General features: G+C 34.9%; 16 protein-coding genes and 2 tRNA genes. 12 read left to right on the top strand and 6 right to left on the bottom strand.

Annotated elements, in window-relative coordinates; all coding sequences use genetic code 11:
* Nucleotides 1-128: 128 nt before the first annotated feature.
* From dnaE to ABWU28_RS01740, 10 genes are all read left to right on the top strand, one after another.
* On the top strand, nucleotides 129-3,449 hold the full coding sequence (gene dnaE, locus ABWU28_RS01790; RefSeq protein WP_353275464.1) for a DNA polymerase III subunit alpha: 3,321 nt from the start codon (nucleotides 129-131) through the stop codon (nucleotides 3,447-3,449).
* Nucleotides 3,450-3,498: 49 nt separating this feature from the next.
* Nucleotides 3,499-4,272 (top strand): 30S ribosomal protein S6, encoded by a 774-nt coding sequence (gene rpsF / locus ABWU28_RS01785; protein WP_353275703.1) that lies wholly within the window; start codon nucleotides 3,499-3,501, stop codon nucleotides 4,270-4,272.
* A complete protein-coding gene (gene rpsR / locus ABWU28_RS01780; protein WP_015587948.1) occupies nucleotides 4,272-4,550 on the top strand; it encodes a 30S ribosomal protein S18 in 279 nt (92 codons plus the stop codon). The genes rpsF and rpsR overlap by 1 nt, the downstream gene beginning before the upstream one ends.
* A 3-nt stretch (nucleotides 4,551-4,553) precedes the next feature.
* On the top strand, nucleotides 4,554-5,108 hold the full coding sequence (rplI, locus tag ABWU28_RS01775; RefSeq protein WP_019236699.1) for a 50S ribosomal protein L9: 555 nt from the start codon (nucleotides 4,554-4,556) through the stop codon (nucleotides 5,106-5,108).
* Between the two features lie 130 nt (nucleotides 5,109-5,238).
* Nucleotides 5,239-6,540 (top strand): adenylosuccinate lyase, encoded by a 1,302-nt coding sequence (gene purB, locus ABWU28_RS01770; RefSeq protein ID WP_007302075.1) that lies wholly within the window; start codon nucleotides 5,239-5,241, stop codon nucleotides 6,538-6,540.
* Nucleotides 6,531-6,602: transfer RNA gene (locus ABWU28_RS01765), tRNA-Met, on the top strand. The genes purB and ABWU28_RS01765 overlap by 10 nt, the downstream gene beginning before the upstream one ends.
* A gap of 498 nt (nucleotides 6,603-7,100) precedes the next feature.
* Nucleotides 7,101-8,057: an IS5 family transposase gene (locus ABWU28_RS01755; RefSeq protein WP_213863789.1), complete on the top strand. Its 957-nt coding sequence runs from the start codon at nucleotides 7,101-7,103 to the stop codon at nucleotides 8,055-8,057.
* Nucleotides 8,058-8,334: 277 nt separating this feature from the next.
* Nucleotides 8,335-8,670, top strand: a complete 336-nt coding sequence (cutA, locus tag ABWU28_RS01750) for a divalent-cation tolerance protein CutA (protein ID WP_063630722.1) — start codon at nucleotides 8,335-8,337, stop codon at nucleotides 8,668-8,670.
* Nucleotides 8,661-8,732 (top strand) — tRNA-Gln (locus ABWU28_RS01745). Before cutA ends, ABWU28_RS01745 begins: the two co-directional genes overlap by 10 nt.
* A 138-nt stretch (nucleotides 8,733-8,870) precedes the next feature.
* Complete coding sequence (locus tag ABWU28_RS01740) at nucleotides 8,871-9,299, top strand: hypothetical protein (RefSeq protein WP_264686189.1); 429 nt, start codon at nucleotides 8,871-8,873, stop codon at nucleotides 9,297-9,299.
* Here ABWU28_RS01740 and ABWU28_RS01735 read toward each other — a convergent pair.
* Both ABWU28_RS01735 and dapE read right to left on the bottom strand, forming a co-directional pair.
* A complete protein-coding gene (locus tag ABWU28_RS01735; protein ID WP_264376622.1) occupies nucleotides 9,296-9,586 on the bottom strand; it encodes a hypothetical protein in 291 nt (96 codons plus the stop codon). The genes ABWU28_RS01740 and ABWU28_RS01735 overlap by 4 nt on opposite strands.
* Before the next feature lie 763 nt (nucleotides 9,587-10,349).
* Nucleotides 10,350-11,546: a succinyl-diaminopimelate desuccinylase gene (dapE, locus tag ABWU28_RS01730; RefSeq protein WP_353275461.1), complete on the bottom strand. Its 1,197-nt coding sequence runs from the start codon at nucleotides 11,544-11,546 to the stop codon at nucleotides 10,350-10,352.
* A gap of 42 nt (nucleotides 11,547-11,588) precedes the next feature.
* Here dapE and ABWU28_RS01725 point away from each other — a divergent pair, with 42 nt between their 5' ends.
* Nucleotides 11,589-12,845 (top strand): iron-containing alcohol dehydrogenase, encoded by a 1,257-nt coding sequence (locus ABWU28_RS01725; protein ID WP_264376623.1) that lies wholly within the window; start codon nucleotides 11,589-11,591, stop codon nucleotides 12,843-12,845.
* Between the two features lie 704 nt (nucleotides 12,846-13,549).
* On the opposite strand, the gene ABWU28_RS01715 is transcribed toward ABWU28_RS01725, so the two are convergent.
* Nucleotides 13,550-13,696 (bottom strand): hypothetical protein, encoded by a 147-nt coding sequence (locus ABWU28_RS01715; RefSeq protein ID WP_019236717.1) that lies wholly within the window; start codon nucleotides 13,694-13,696, stop codon nucleotides 13,550-13,552.
* Between ABWU28_RS01715 and ABWU28_RS01710 the strand changes: the two genes are divergently transcribed.
* Complete coding sequence (locus tag ABWU28_RS01710) at nucleotides 13,695-14,273, top strand: alpha/beta hydrolase (protein WP_353275459.1); 579 nt, start codon at nucleotides 13,695-13,697, stop codon at nucleotides 14,271-14,273. The two genes, ABWU28_RS01715 and ABWU28_RS01710, sit on opposite strands and share 2 nt — an antisense overlap.
* Before the next feature lie 279 nt (nucleotides 14,274-14,552).
* Here the strand turns inward: ABWU28_RS01710 and ABWU28_RS01705 are convergent, their stop codons facing one another.
* The 3 genes from ABWU28_RS01705 to ABWU28_RS01695 are packed head-to-tail and all read right to left on the bottom strand — an operon-like array spanning nucleotide 14,553 to nucleotide 16,656.
* Complete coding sequence (locus ABWU28_RS01705; RefSeq protein ID WP_019236719.1) at nucleotides 14,553-15,032, bottom strand: dihydrofolate reductase; 480 nt, start codon at nucleotides 15,030-15,032, stop codon at nucleotides 14,553-14,555.
* Nucleotides 15,029-16,282, bottom strand: coding sequence for a dihydropteroate synthase (gene folP, locus ABWU28_RS01700; RefSeq protein WP_019236720.1), 1,254 nt, complete (start codon nucleotides 16,280-16,282; stop codon nucleotides 15,029-15,031). Before folP ends, ABWU28_RS01705 begins: the two co-directional genes overlap by 4 nt.
* On the bottom strand, nucleotides 16,279-16,656 hold the full coding sequence (locus ABWU28_RS01695) for a dihydroneopterin aldolase (protein WP_007302114.1): 378 nt from the start codon (nucleotides 16,654-16,656) through the stop codon (nucleotides 16,279-16,281). Before ABWU28_RS01695 ends, folP begins: the two co-directional genes overlap by 4 nt.
* Nucleotide 16,657 lies beyond the last annotated feature (1 nt).

Raw genomic sequence — 16,657 nt, 5'->3', positions numbered from 1 at the left:
TAAAAACAAGGATAAATACTCTTATTGTCATGATAAGAAGACTGATGAGGTTTGTCAAGTTGACTCTATTGCATATCCTTATAAGTAAATTAATGTTATCCTTAACTATTGCTAATCTAAAATTTTTTATGTTCATACACTTACGTGTTCATAGCGTTTATTCTCTGCTTGAGAGTTCGGTTAAAATTGAGGAGCTGATTGGTCTTTGTTTGCAGAACAAAATGCCGGCAGTTGCAGTTACTGATTCAGGCAACTTATTTGGCTCACTTGAATTTGCAGAATATGCAGCAAATAAGGGAATACAGCTAATAGTAGGATGCAATATTATAGTTAAACATTCAGAACAAAATTTACCAATATTGCTACTTGCAAAAAATGAACAAGGGTACACTAATTTAGTCACTTTGGTGAGTGAGTCTTTTAAAAAGCGCAAAAATAGCAGCGATATTCCCTACGTTGATTTTGATGAGCTATTAAGTTTTAATACAGGTCTAATCGCCTTAACTGGTGGATGTTTGGCTCAACTGTTATTGGAGCAAGACAAAGAAACGGTTGAAAAACTGCTTTCAGCATTCGATGGTCATTTATATGTTGAATTGCAGCGTCATGGGCTGAATAAAGAGCTAGAGCTTGAAGAAGCTTTAATAGATTTTGCTTATCAGCGCAATATACCACTAGTGGCAACGAATGATGTGTTTTTTTCAAATAGATCTGATTATGAAGCTTATGATATATTAACGTGCATATCGGAGGGCAGTTATGCCCTGGAGAATAACAGAAAGAAGTTAACTACCGAGCATTACTTCAAATCTGTGGCAGAAATGGAGGAACTGTTCAGCGACATTCCCGAAGCAATTTATAACACTTTAGTGATAGCTAAGCGGTGCTCTTACATGCCAAGAAGCAGGCAGCCTATCTTGCCTAAATTTCCTTGTCGAGAAAATAAAACTGAGAATGAAGAACTGAGGGAGCAGGCAGTTGCAGGATTAGAATTCCGCATTGCAAATGAAACGGACATAGACCTTAAACAATACTACGATCGGCTGAATTACGAACTAAGCGTAATAACTTCGATGAACTACGCTGGCTACTTTTTGATAGTTTCTGATTTTATTCGTTGGAGCAAAGCAAATGGCATTCCAGTTGGACCGGGAAGAGGTTCTGGTGCTGGATCAATTGTTGCTTGGAGCTTGCAGATTACAGATCTTGATCCAATAAAATTTGGTCTGATCTTTGAAAGATTTTTAAATCCTGATCGTGTATCGATGCCTGACTTTGATATCGATTTCTGCCAAGAGAAAAGGGACCTGGTTATTGATTATGTTCAGAAAAAGTACGGTTATGTTGCTCAAATAATCACTTTTGGAAAATTGCAAGCAAGGGCAGTATTGCGTGATGTTGGTAGAGTATTGCAAATGCCTTACTCTCAAGTGGATAAAATATCTAAAATGGTTCCATTTAATCCAGTAAATCCTGTAACTTTATCGCAAGCGATAGAGTTTGATCAAAATCTTCAGAAAGAAAGGGATAGTGATGAAGTAATTGCCAAACTTCTTGATATATCTCTAAAGCTCGAAGGAATATATCGTCACGTTTCAACTCATGCTGCTGGAATTGTAATATGCGATCAAAAATTAGAAAATTTTGTTCCCGTCTATTATGATCCAAATTCGGCTCTGCCAATCACTCAATACAGCATGAAATATGTAGAGAAAGCTGGGTTAATAAAATTTGATTTTCTTGGACTTGGTACGCTAACACTAATAGATCATGTATGTCGTTTAATTAATCGTGATAAAAAAAAATTTGATATTTCCTCAGTTTCTTTGATTGATCAAAGAACCTATGAAATGCTCTCAAGAGGTGATTCAATCGGAGTGTTTCAGCTTGAAAGTTCGGGAATGAGAGAAGCTTTAATAAAACTAAAGCCAGACTGCATTGAAGATATCATCGCTTTAATTTCTCTTTATCGCCCAGGGCCTATGGATAACATTCCAACTTATGTTGCAAGAAAGCATGGACTTGAAAAGCCAGATTACATTCATCCATTGCTTGAGGAGGTGTTAAAAGAAACATTCGGAGTAATAATCTACCAAGAACAGGTAATGGAAATAGCGCGTATTCTCTCTGGATATAGCTTAGCAGAGGCGGATTTACTCAGACGTGCCATGGGTAAGAAAATTAAGGCAGAGATGGATAAACAACGTGAACTTTTTGTTCAAGGAGCAACAAAAAACGGTGTTGATTACGACAGGGCAAGTTATATTTTTGATCTTGTTGCAAAATTTGCTGGTTATGGATTTAATAAATCCCACGCTGCAGCATATGCGATTATATCTTACCAAACAGCTTACCTTAAGGCTAACTACCCGCTAGAATTTTTTACGGCCTTGATGAATCTCAACATTGATGATAGAGACAAACTGAATTTGTTTTATCATGCTGCAAAATTCAGTGGAGTTGCTGTTCTTTCGCCTGATATCAGCAAATCTAAGGCTGAATTTTCAATAGAGGGTGAGCACATACGCTACGGAATTGCTGCTTTGCGTAATGTTGGTTTTGCTATAGCAGAAGGAATAGTAAATGCACGCTCAAGTTCTTATAAGGACATATGGGAATTCATTCAAAATTTGGGGCATATAATAAATAAAAGGGCATTAGAAAGTTTAATTAAATCTGGAACATTCGATAGTGTGCACAAAAATAGAAAGCAGTTATACGAGTCAATAGACACATTGATTTACTTTGCAAATAAAAATAGGCAGTCAAATCAAGCTGCTTTATTTGGTAATCTTGATATTCTGAAGCCAAAACTTGAGAACGTGGAAGATTTTAATGAAGAGGAAAAATTAGAGCATGAGTTATTTTCATTGGGATTTTACTTAACTAATCATCCACTTGAAAAGTTTAGAACTCTCTTGAAAAAATTAAATATTGGGTTTATCGGAGAGAGTAAAACGATAAAAACTGCTGGTGTAATATTAAATGTGCGTATGAGAACCTCAGAACGTGGAAGATTTGTTATACTAACACTTTCTGATCCCCACAATGTTTCTGAAATAGCATTCTACAATAATGAAATAATAGAAGAAAAAAGGAATCTATTTTCACCTGGAGCATTTGTGATAATTGATCTTGAAATTTCAGAAAACACAACGAGACTATCAGGAAAGGACATATCTGAATTTACAGAAAAGGTTACTTCTCTAATGAAAGGATTAGTTTTAACTGCTGTATGTTCAGACTCGCAAAAAGTTGCTGAGGAGTTGAATGCAGTGTTGAAAAATGGAGGCAAAACCAAAATAATGCTAAAGTTTCTTCTCGAAAAACATAAAGTCAGCATCTTGTTGCCAGGTACATATTCAATCACCCCCAAAGCTATTTATGAAATATCTCACTTAAGTTGGATTGAAGACGTAGAAATTAATACAAATAACTTGCTTATATAAAAAAGTTTTATATAATTAAAGTGTTTAATTGATATTAAAGGAAGATATAGTGAATCTCTATGAATTTACTTTTATAGCACAACCGAACTTATTGCAGCAAGAAGTAGAAGAAATGGTCCAAGAATTGGCTATTTTGTTGAAAAATATTAAAGCAGATGTTATTTCTCAGGAGGTTAAAGGTCTCATAGAAAGAGAACATAGCACAGTTATAAAACAAGAGCTAGAGGCAAGTACCGAAAGCATTAAAAAAAGTCTGATTGTTTACTCTGATTTTTTGGAAACTCTGACAAAAATTTTGTGGGTTGAATTGGAAGAAGATTTTTCAAATTTAAAAGAAATAAAGTCAAGAATCGATAAAGAATTGAAAAATGAACTAAGTGATACGGGAATAAAACAAAATTTTATGGACCTTCCAGGAGCTAACACTAAAAGTGCATTTATCTATAATGTAGTAAATGCTTTTAAGGAAAATATTTCACAACATCTAATAAAGCCCCTTCAAGAGGTTTTAAAAAGTTTTAAAATAGTAGACTCAAATCAATTGAATAAAACGCTGGAAGTGCTTTTGAAAAATATTGAAGCTTCAGGATTGATAAAATATGAATATTGGGGTCTATTGGATTTTGCATACCCAATAAATAAGATGAAAAGTGGTCATTACTGTATGATGTGTATAAGTTTTACTTCAAGCATTATGGATGAATTTGAGCGTAGAGTAAAACTGAATGAGAATATTATTCGCCACTTGTCTGTACGGGTTAATGAGTTTTTTAAAGGTAAATCTTACATAATGGATAAACAAATTGAGGAGAAAAGTGCATAATGATGAAAAGACGAAATAGTTTTAATAATTCTTACGTGTCTGTAAATAACAGAACTGGCTTTAGGCGTCCTAAGGTCTGTCCTCTTGCTGCATCTAAAGATGAGGACATAGACTATAAGAATATAGATTTATTGTCCAAATTCACCTCTGACTATGGTAGAATATTACCTAGAAGGTTAACAGGTGTGTGCGCAAGAAAACAAAGAAAGTTGCGCTTAGCAATTATAAGAGCACGCTTTTTAGCTCTTGCTCCTTACTGTACTAAAAAAGTTAGGTAATTTATGTTAATAATTTTAAAGGAAAATATAACAACTTTAGGTAAGCTTGGTGAAGTTGTCAAAGTTAAGCCAGGTTATGCACGTAATTTTCTTTTTCCACAAAAAAAGGCGATGAAAGCCACTAAGGAAAATTTAATAAAGTTAGAGGAACAGCGTTTATTATTGGAAGAAGAAAATACCAAAAAATTAAATGCAGCAAAAGTGCTTGCATCATCACTGCATGATAAATTTATTATATTAATAAAGCAAGCTTCAGAGGATGGAAAGATTTTTGGCTCTGTAACCACACGTGAAATTGCAAAAACTTTATTACAAGAAGGATATGATATAAGTCATCATAGTTTATCTTTGGGTGGAATAAGCATCAAAAATTTGGGCGAGTATCAAGTGAATATAGAATTACATAGTAAAGTGATAGTGCCAATTACTATATACGTTGTCAGATCTGAGAAAGATGCACATGAATTAAGGCAAGCAAAGTTGCAAAATCAGAAATCTGAGCAACAAGAGGCAGAGCAAGATGCGAGTAAAGAAGCTACTGATGCTGATGATAGCTGATCAAAGATGATCCCTTGTTATAGTCGTAAAGAAATGTCTTCCATTGCTAAGCTGGTATCATCCCAGTGCTCCCCTCATGTCATTCCAGTGCATGACACTGGAATGACACCATTATTGGAATAAATCAAAAATGATTCCACGCTATAGCCGCAAAGAAATCTCTTCTATTTGGGAAGAAAAAAATAAGTTCAACATATGGCTCAAAATAGAAAAATTAGCATGTGAAGCTCAAGCAAAATTAAAAGTTATTCCAAATGATGTTGCTGAAAAGCTCTCTGGTGCTATTGAATTTGATATTGAGCGTATTAACGAAATTGAATCCATTGTAAAACATGATGTTATAGCCTTTTTGACATATATTGCTGAAAAAGCGGGAGTTGATGTTCGTTATCTCCATTACGGAATGACAAGTTCTGATGTTTTAGATACATGCTTTGCAGTGCAGTTGAAAGAGTCATGTGATATTTTACTCAAGAATCTAAAAAATTTACTTATAGTATTGAAAAAAAAAGCTGAGGACTATAAAGATATTGTTTGTGTTGGGCGCAGTCATGGAATGCATGCAGAACCAATAACTCTTGGATTAAAATTTGCTAGATTTTATGCTGAATTTAAACGCAATTATCAGAGATTAATTAGCGCGCAAAAAGAGATCTCAATTTGTAAAATATCAGGTGCAGTAGGTAATTTTACAAATATTAATCCATTTGTTGAAGAGTATGTAGCGAAAGAAATGGGACTCATACCTGAAACCATATCGTCTCAAGTCATCCCTCGTGATAGACATGCCATGTTCTTTTCAATTTTGGGAGTAATTGCAAGCTCAATAGAAAATATTGCAATTGAGATTCGTCATTTGCAAAGAACTGAAGTCGGCGAAATCTCTGAATATTTTTCCACTGGACAGAAGGGAAGTTCTGCTATGCCGCATAAGTGTAATCCTATTTTAAGTGAGAATTTGACTGGGCTCTCACGCTTAGTACGCAGCTACGTTTTTCCTGCATTAGAAAATGTTGCATTATGGCACGAACGAGATATATCGCACTCGTCTGTGGAAAGGTGCATTGCTCCTGATGCTTGTATAGCAATGGATTTTGCTTTAGTACGATTAACAGATTTGATAGATAAATTGGTGATCAATAAGGAAAATATTGAAAAGAACTTAAATTCTTCAAAAGGCTTGGTTTTTTCACAACGAGTATTACTCGAGTTGGTAAATAGTGGTTTGGCGAGGGAAGAGGCGTATAAAATTGTTCAGAGCAATGCAATGAAAGTGAAACAAAACAATAGTGATTTTCTGGCCGAACTGAAACAAGATAAATCCTTACTTGAAGTTATTAACTCTAAAAAACTTGAATCTTTGTTTGATTTGAAGTATTATACGAAGCATGTAGATCATATATATAGCAAGGTTTTTAATGAGGCTGAGTAGCTCAGTGGTAGAGCAGGAGGATCATAATCTCTTGGTCGGGGGTTCAAATCCCTCCTCAGCCACTCAAGCTAAGCTATGGTTTGGCGATAGCAGCGCATTTGACAAAATAACGTGATTCATTGTCAATTAACTGAAGTCTTTTTTCAGTTGTTCATATAGTATATGGAATAATGTATGTGAAGTGATAAAGATACAACATTTGTTGTATCTATTCAGGGGAATGGCTAATGGTATCCGTTCAAGAAAGTGGTAAGGTAGATGAGAAAAGACAACTAAATGAATTTCATCCGAGTAGCTGACACTGACATCTATATAAAGACAATCTAATGCACTCATTTAAAGTGAAGTTTTCTGGATCCCAGTGTCTAGGCACTGGGATGAAAAGAGTTGACTTGAATGACACCGAATAGGCACTGGGACAGAGGCTACTTGAATAATATTTCACCATGTCATTCCAGCACTTGATGCTGGAATGGCTTTGTTGCACCACTCAAGGAAAGAACAGGCAGTTACTGATGGAATTTGTTATAAAATAGATATTTAGCCGACAAAGGAAAAATATGCCAATAAGAATGAAAGTCAGTAACTGCAATGAATATAACAAATTTCTTCAAGAAAGGGGAAATGTTTTTCATTATATCAACGATGCCATTGAAAATTGGTACGAAAATAGTCCAAAAGTAGCAGGTGGCAACAATGTCTACAGCGACAAAGTAGTGATTCTAATTCACATAATAACCTATCTATTCAGGATTGGTCTTAGGCAAACAGTGGGATTTATAGAGAAATATCTTGAGCAAATAGGGAAAATTTTGCAAATTATCAGCTATTCGCAGGCTTCAAGAAGGTTTAAAAAGCTTAATATCAAAATCAACGACTGCAGAGTTGATAAGAACGATATGGAAGATATTGAAATTGCTATAGATAGTACAGGTATCAGCATCTACAATAATATTCCAGGCCATAGTAAGGCAAATGGTACAGATAGAAAGTATCGCCGCTATGAGCAAACAAGAAAGCTACATGTAATGCTAGAGATAGGTAGTAAAAAAGTTATAGCTGCAAAATACAGTAGTGGAGTTTATTCCGACCACTATGGAGCCTGTGATCTTATTGAAAGAGTGGATACCAAGTATAACATAAGCACGATATATGCAGATAGGGCATATAATCGAAAGAAGTTATACAAACTGTGCGATGAGCTTGACATAAAGACAAGGATTCCTCCGCAAAATAATGCAGTAGAGCATCCAAAGTTGGATTATATGAATGAGAGAAATTCTACAATCAAGCTCATAAAGTCATATGATGAAGATGGTATGAAGAGGTGGAAAAAAGAGATAAATTATTGGAAGAGATCTTATATAGAAAGTTTTTTCTCGCGACTGAAGCAAATATTTGGATTTAGTTTTAGGAATAAATCTGAGATTAATCGTGAGAAGGAACTGCTACTCAAGTGTTATTTGCTTAACAAATTTACTGAAATAGGCATGGCTAAGTTTGATATAGCTTCATGAATTTATTATACATTACCCACTATCCGAAGAGCTGTGCAACAAAGCCTGCTGGAATCCAGAAGTTTTTTGAGCACAAAAGTCATGCTAAGTTTTTGTTGTTAAGAAAGGCTGGATAGCTACTTGCATGACAAGAGGAGAACTACTGGGATGACAAGGGGAGAGCTACTAAATGACATCTTCAATTTCTATGTGTCAAGCACTGAAGAGGTCTCTCCTATTTTCTCTTGATGAATAAATCTAAGTAGAGTATAGTAAAAATGCATTTATGTAGCGATTAATGAGCAACTTAGTTTTAGTCTATATAACTTTTTCAAACCTGAAAGAGGCTAAGACTATTTCTGAAGAATTGTTAAACGAGAAGTTAATTGTATGTGTAAATATATTTCCCGAAGTAAATTCTCTGTATTTATGGGAAGGTAAAATTAATAGTAATTGTGAAATAGTGGCAATTATGAAGAGCAGGAATGATCAGACTGATAAGATTGTAGAAAAAATCGAGGCAATGCATTCTTATGATCAACCAGCCGTTGTGATAATACCCATAGGAAAAGCGAATAAATCTTTTACTAATTGGGTTAATAATGTTATTGATATAAACAATATTGGGGTGTAGCCAAGTGGTAAGGCAGCGGTTTTTGATACCGCCACGCGAAGGTTCGAATCCTTCCACCCCAGCTTTATTAAAGTGTGCGTGAAATGATATCACTTTTTTATAAATTAAGGTTATTTAATTATATACTGGGCAGCTTGAAAGATATAGTTGTCAAGCTATTTCTTTTCACTCTGTATCTTTATACATCGAGCATTATGCTCATGTTTCTCACCAGTGGCTTTTGGTATGCTGTAGAGTTTAGCTCTTTCAAAAATGCATTTTACCATTTGTATCAATATTTAAAATGGTATTATGAAAATAGAGATGATTTGGGTTATGGAGTTTCTATTAGAATATTAGTAGCGTTTCTTACTCCGCATTTTCTCTACAAATTATTTTCTGGCACAGGCTGGAAGTCTTTTTTCAAGGAGAAGATAGTTCAGATACTCAGCACAAGAAGAAAAATGAGTAATAAACCAAATGGCAGTAGTTATGGTTATAGTAATCAGAACAGTTACGGTAACAATAATCTTCAAGAGGCAGAACGGAAAGTGAATATGATAAAGCAGCTATTAATCCAAGATATAGATGAAGCTATAGAAAAAAGATTAAATGATATTTTTCTTGGTGAGAGGGGTAAACCTCATTAAAAGGGCTTTATCTTTTTTAGAATTGGCTGTATTTTGTTTTTTACGTATAATGGATCGCAATCAGCCAGTATACATGTTTCAACAAAATCTTGACTGAAGTCTGATAGCCAGGAAATTGCTTTACGTTTCTCTAACAAGCTTTCTGTTTTTTTACAGTTACTTGCTGCATCAATCATTGCCTGTGATATCACTGATTGCCACAGTATGCAGTACCTTTGTATATCATCTAAAGTGCTATTTGCTTCGTGATGGTGAAAAAATTCTTTGAAATTGAAGTTATTTGACATTACGTACCTCTTTAAGTTGAAAATTAGAATTTGAAGTAGTGCGAAAGTTGTCTGCTGCAATGAGTAGCCTTTATGACAGTCAGACCGGGTTTTATGTGAGCTATAAATGTTTAAGAAATTATATCTGTTCAGATCTATGTGAAACCAGTGCTTCTTTTCTTGTTATCCGAGCTGGGATGGCTTTGTTGCATCGCTACCTATGAAAGGCTAACTATACAAGCAACTTATTGAAAATCTTATTTTTTTGCAGTCAATCTGATCAAATTTAAGAATAGTAATTTATTGTTTGTATTAGTAAATTTAATTCTACTTAAAATAGCTAAAGCATTGAAATTCTTGAATTTTAGCTAGATTAGTGAATGGTAGTAAAATTTCTTTTACTCAAATTTAGATATTCACTGACCGTCCTTACTATAAATGCTAGAATAATAAGCTACTGATATTCTTCATCTTTTTTATCTTTAATCCGCCGTAGATAGCGATGCAACAAAGCCAGCTGGGATCCAGGTTGACAAAAGCGCTTTACAACGTTTTGTGTACAAAAGCCAGTGTTGCATGACACTATTTGTTCTTACACCCTTTTTGTCTATCTTATTTTGTCACTCTGCTGAACAGATAATTTTCGCCAATAAGCTTTCTACTGAATTTTTGTTATTAAGCTCGCACAGATCAAAGACAAGTTTTGAGTCAAAAATACCCTTAATATTATAATAAGGGGTTGGTAAAATGTGTCTAGTAAGTTTCTTCTCTATGCAACTGCACCTCAAGCTAATAATGGACCATCAGGCGTATTACCAATTACATTGATTTGGTTTAATATTTTATTAGTGGGGTAAAAATAATTTTTTATAAACTCCTTATATATAGCTGTTAATTTATGTATATCGTCTATTGATACGCATTCATTTACCTGATGTGCGGTTTTGTTGATCATACCAAATTCAATTACTGGACAAATATCTTTAATAAACGCAGCATCAGATGTGCCACCATTTGTACTCAGCACAGCATCAATACCGGTAATTTTATTTATCGCATCAAGCATAATATCAGTATTTCTATCAGGAGTAGAGAGAAAAACGTCCCTGCTGCTCTGCATAGACAGTTTATAATCGTTAGTCACATTGGTGCATATTGCATCAATCATCTTATATAAAACGTCCGGTGTTTGTGTATTGTTATATCGAACATTAAAACCTGCTGCTATTGAACTAGGTATTAGATTATTAGTATTATTTCCAACGTCGATAGTAGTAATTTCGCAATGTGAAGGCTGAAAGTATTTATTACCAGTATCAAAAGTGGTATCTTTTATCTTACTTAGTATCGATACCATTTTATATATTGGATTATCTGCTAGATCTGGGTAGGCAACGTGCCCTTGTTTACCATGGCAAATCAATTTAAATGTTGCAGAACCTCTTCTACCTATTTTTATGGTATCACCTAATTTCTCACTACTCGTTGGTTCTCCAACTATACAAAAATCTATCTTTTTTTGCTTACTTTTCATCCATTCCAAAACGGCCTTTGTTCCATGTTCTTCCGTGCTTTCTTCAGCACCGGTAATCAATGCACTGATTGAACCACTGAATCGAAACTTACCTGCAACTGAATCTACGATAGCAGCAATAAATGCAGCTACTCCGCCTTTCATATCAGCTACTCCTCTTCCGTATAGCATTCCATTTCTAACTTCTGGCTTAAATGGATCAGATATCCAATCTTTTAACTCACCTGGTGGTACAACATCAACATGTCCAGCAAAACACAAGTTTGGTACTCCATTTATATATTTCGCATAAAGATTTTTAACTTTATCACCAAACTCTAAAATCTCACATTCAAAACCACTTTTCTTGAGAATGGCTGCTATATGCTCTATTGCCCCATCGTCTTTTGGTGTTATACTTTTAAAAGAAATTAATTTCTTAGTTAGTTCTACAGGGTCAATCTTCATATCAATCTTGAAATACTAACATTACCGTATTGTAAACATTCTATGCGATATTTAAAACAAATATTACAGCACACAGAACAAGTTCTTATTAGGGAAGTTGCTGATAATATCTATGAAATATGTAGACAATATGGAAATGACATTTTTCTGATTGCAGATGAAAATACAGCAAAACTTTTAAACAAAAACATACTTAATAAAGTTTCTCATTTAATTATTCCAGCCACAACTGTCATTCCAGCGCGTGACTATGATGGATCGCAGTGTCACGCTACTTGGATGACACCAAATAGACTGAACAGCGCTGCTTCCCTCCAAACTGTAAACCTAGTTAGAAATAAAGCAAAAGATAGTGACTTAATGGTTGCATTTGGTAGTGGCACTGTTAATGATATCTGCAAATATGCAAGCTACCTCGAGAAAAAAGATTATATATCGTTCCCAACAGCCGCTTCCATGAATGGGTATAGCTCTGCAAACGCTTCAATATTAGTTGATGGATATAAAAAATCGTTCGGAGCACATCTTCCAAAGGCAATATACATTGATAACGATATAATTGCCAACGCACCACCACGCCTCACATTAAGTGGATTTGCAGATTTCATCTGCCGTTCAACAGTACAAGCCGATTGGCTATTATCTCATCTATTACTTGGCACAGAATATAATGAACTCCCCTTTAAACTTGTTCGCAATCTGGAGGAAATTTTGCTCAGAGAACACTTGGCACTTGCTAAAAAAGATAAAAGAGTAGTTTTATTACTTATGGAAGCCTTATTGATTTCAGGACTTGGAATGGTGATGTCAAAAGGCAGCTACTCTGCAAGCCAAGGAGAACATATGATAGCTCATGCAATGGAGACGGTAACAAAAGATTATTCCTCCTCGTTACATGGCGAAAAAATTGCTGTTACGACGATTACTATGGCTAACTTGCAAGAGGAGATATTGTCAATACAAAACCCGATTACCAAACCGATCACTTTAGATGTAAAACATATAACTCAGTGCTTTGGTAATACCGAATTTATAAAAATTCTAAAGCAGAAGCAAATGATGCAGCAAAAAATTCAAGAGATTATTTGCAAAGAATGGAGTAATATTTCTAGTTTAATTAAGCAAAATTTACTATCTGCAAAACACCTGCAGAAAGTATTTGAAGATCTATCAATTCCGTACTTACCGGAGCATCTTAATTGGAACAAAGAGCAATATTGCAAGGTAGTCAATCTTACATTTGCAACAAGAGATAGATTCACCTTTCTTGACCTAGCTGGTTGTATAGAAAAAAGTTAGATTTTGTGTATTCGTTCAGTAGGGTAGCAAAATAAGATAGACAAAAACACAGTAACAAATGGTGTCATTCAAGTAGCTATCCAGCCTTTCTTAACAACAAAAACTTAGCATGACTTTTGTGCTCAAAAAACTTCTGGATTCCAGCATCAAGTGCTGGAATGACATGGTGAAATATTATTCAAGTAGCCTCTGTCCCAGTACCTATTCGGTGTCATTCAAGTCAACTCTTTTCTTGTCATCCCAGTGCCTAGACACTGGGATCCAGAAAACTTCACTTTAAATGAGTGCATTAGATTGTCTTTATATAGATGTCAGTGTCAGCTACTCGGATGAAATTCATTTAGTCTTCTTTTCTCTTTTTCTTATTTTACTACTCTGATGAACGGATACAAAAAAAACTCATGCACCTTGATGTAAGTAGATCTTGCAAGCATTTTAAGATTGCCGGTTCACTAGTTAACATAGAAAAAGCTCAACAAAATTATAAGAATAGTATATAATTGAAAATATTTAATAGTGAAAATAATGCCTAACACTAAAGAAAAAGAAATACATCTTATATTCTTTCATGGGTTAGGGGATAATTATAAAAATGCAACTACATTCTGTAAAGATATGCAATCTGAGCTCATGCACCACCATGATATACCTAATTTTCACACTCATGCACACAAATACCCGGCTGCATTTCAAAATTATATAACTTATGCCTTAACCAGCTTCGTATGCTTACTAGCATCAATATTGCCACCTACTGTCATACTGCTCACTAATCCAATAACAGCTAGAACAGCTGGATTGGCAGTCTTATCAGCTTCAGCTTGTGTTTTTTTATCTATATTGCTACTCATGATTCCGTTTCTAAATAAGAATCAAAACTTATTCAAGTCTTCAATAGAGAAAATTAATCAACTAATAAATCAAGGTGTAAAACCCGAAAATATTATACTTTTCGGTCATTCTTTTGGAGGAGCAGTTGCATCAGAAGTATCAAGGCATTTTGCGAATAGAGATGTTAAACTTGGAGGAATTGTCTTCACTAGCACTTTTAGTTCTTTTCATACAGCAATAGAGCATTTTCCAATGCCTCAGACGAAAATTTTGAGTATACTGCCCTCATTCCTACTAAAAAGAATACTAAAAGCCTTCGATTTAGACTTTGATATAGTAGATAATTTACAAAAGTCACAAAATGAAAAAACGCCAATAGTAATTATTAATCACGCAAGAGACAAATTAATACCACTTCCTGCACAGTTGGCAAATGCAATGAGAGATGATCGATTATTAAATGGTAATCCGATCAAGATTCGTGATGATCTGTGTATATATGGAGATGATCCTCATAACAGTGTTTTGGATAGTGGCACACTGACTGAAGAATTAAGAGAAATGGTACTTAGTAAAGTTACGTCTAGAACGCGTTAACTTTTTTGCTGCTTTTTTTTTGGCTAAGGTCACACTTCATTATGCATTAAATTGTATGCATCTATTCAGGGAATTTGCTAATGTGAAAGCCAGTGCTTCCTTTCTTGCGATGTAGCTGTACAGAAATTGAAGATGTCATTTAGTAGCTCTCCCCTGTTATTTAAGTAGCTAACACTGAGATCCATAAATTTAACTGGATGCCAGTTTCTGGGCACTGACCATCATAAAGGAGCCAGTGTCATGCACTGATAGTTGTCTTTTCTCGCCTACCTTATTTTACTACTCTGCTGAACGGACACAATTGCATATAGTATAGTCTTTAGTTTTAGTGAGAATAGTTTTATTCCACTGATCAAGGAGTGCTAAATTGAAATACGTATCACCTTTATAAGTTTTATGCATTTCAGTCATAATAAATTCTGAGATTAGGTTATGCTCTAAAAAAAGGTGTGCTATTTGTGCCCCACCAATCACAAAGACTTGAGAACTACTTTGAATTGACAGAAATTCTTTCATGGAAGAGACAACAGTACATTTTGGGCCTCTATTAAAACACTTGTTACGGGAGAAAACAATAGGTGTACGATTCTTTAGTATACTCTGAGGCACGGTTTCAAATGTCTTTCTTCCCATCACAATAACTTGCTTGTCGGTTACTTGACAAAAATGTTTAAACTCACTTGGATAACGCCAGGGCAAATCATTATTTATTCCAATTACCCCATTAGGGTCAACAGCCATAATTCCAATAATCTTCATCCCTTTAAGACAGCTTGGGCTACAAAAAATCTCATGTGGTCGCGTACATTATGCACTCTAAGGAAATCAACCTTATTTTGCAGTATAGCAGATATAGCAATTGTTTCTAAATCTCTATTAGAGGGAGATTCTATGGAAAAAGAGGAAATAAATGACTTTCTGGAATGGCCAACTAAAACCTTGCAGCCAAAATTTTGTAAAGTTTCTATACTGCGTAAAATCTGAATATTCTGATACATAGATTTGCCAAAACCAATACCAGGATCAATAATTATTGAACTTTCATCAAAACCAAGGGCAAGTAACCTATTAATGCTCTCCTCTGCCCAATTATTTATGATATCAATTGGGTCAATATCATGTGGAATAATATTGTCCTTATGTGGTGGTATCGAAAGTGAATGCATAATAACGACACTACACCCACTGCTAGCAACTTCTTTTAAGGTATTACTACTCAGATCTCCCTTCTGATCATTTACCCAGGCAATATTGTAGTGCTTCAAAACGTTTAAAATAACGTCTGGCCAAAAACTATCAATGCTGACTTCAATATCACCATTTTTCATATAGTCGCTAAGATTATCAAGTACTGGTTTTAGACGTTCATACTCTTCCTCTGGCGTCTTTATTGAAGCTCCAGGCCTTGTTGATTGAGCTCCAAGATCAACTATGCTTGCACCATCTGATACCAGCTGCAATGCCTGCTTGGTTGCTCGATTCGCATCATAATAAAGACCACCATCTGAAAATGAATCAGGGGTAATGTTGACAATACCCATAAGCTTTGGTGAAATCGTAAAACTCTTTGAAAAACAGTCTTGAACATTGAAAGCAAATGTTTTGTTAACCATTGCCATCAAGTGGATCAAAAATGGCCTGTTTACCAATTCTGGGTGAGGAATTTTAAGATCAGGTGTATCAAGCGTTAGATCATCCCATAACAAAATATCTAAATCAATAACACGAGGTGCCCATTTTTCGTAGACTTGTGGACGACCAATATCACATTCGATTTGTTTTAAGCCTTTTAGTAGCTCCTCAGGAGAAGAAGAACAACTTCCATAGACAATCATGTTGAGAAATGGCTTGTTCCAATCAGGTGGAGCACCATTTGGTAAAATAGCCTTAGTTTCTAGAATGATCGAAGACTTTAAGTCTTTTAAATAGCGCTTCTTTAGTAACTCAGTAGCTCTTTGTAAATGGGAAAGGCGATTCCCTATATTTGATCCAATAGAAATATAGATCATTCTTGCAATTCATTACAGTAAGTAAAAAAAACGCCCCCATGCACACCAGGAACTGGTGGTGCGATTTTGTGAGTAGTCACCCTGACAGAATGCTCTTTTTGCATAAAAAGGTCGTTAATCATCCTGTATATATCATGAGTTAAATGCTCGATTAAATTAAATTGCTTGCCCTGAACAAGAGATTGAATATTTTGCACTACTTCCAAATAGCAGATAGTATCTTTAAGTTGATCAGTTGTAAGCCCTGAAGGAGGAGATTTAAAAGTGAAATCAACGTCAATACTCACCAATTGGGGAGAAAACTTCTCTTCTGCACTACATCCCAAATGAACCCAAAGCCGTAAATCAGATATAAGAAGATTACATGCTACCACT

The organism is Wolbachia endosymbiont (group B) of Pilophorus perplexus, from assembly GCF_964028155.1.
GTDB lineage: Bacteria > Pseudomonadota > Alphaproteobacteria > Rickettsiales > Anaplasmataceae > Wolbachia.
This window is presented reverse-complemented; position numbering and strand designations above follow the sequence as displayed.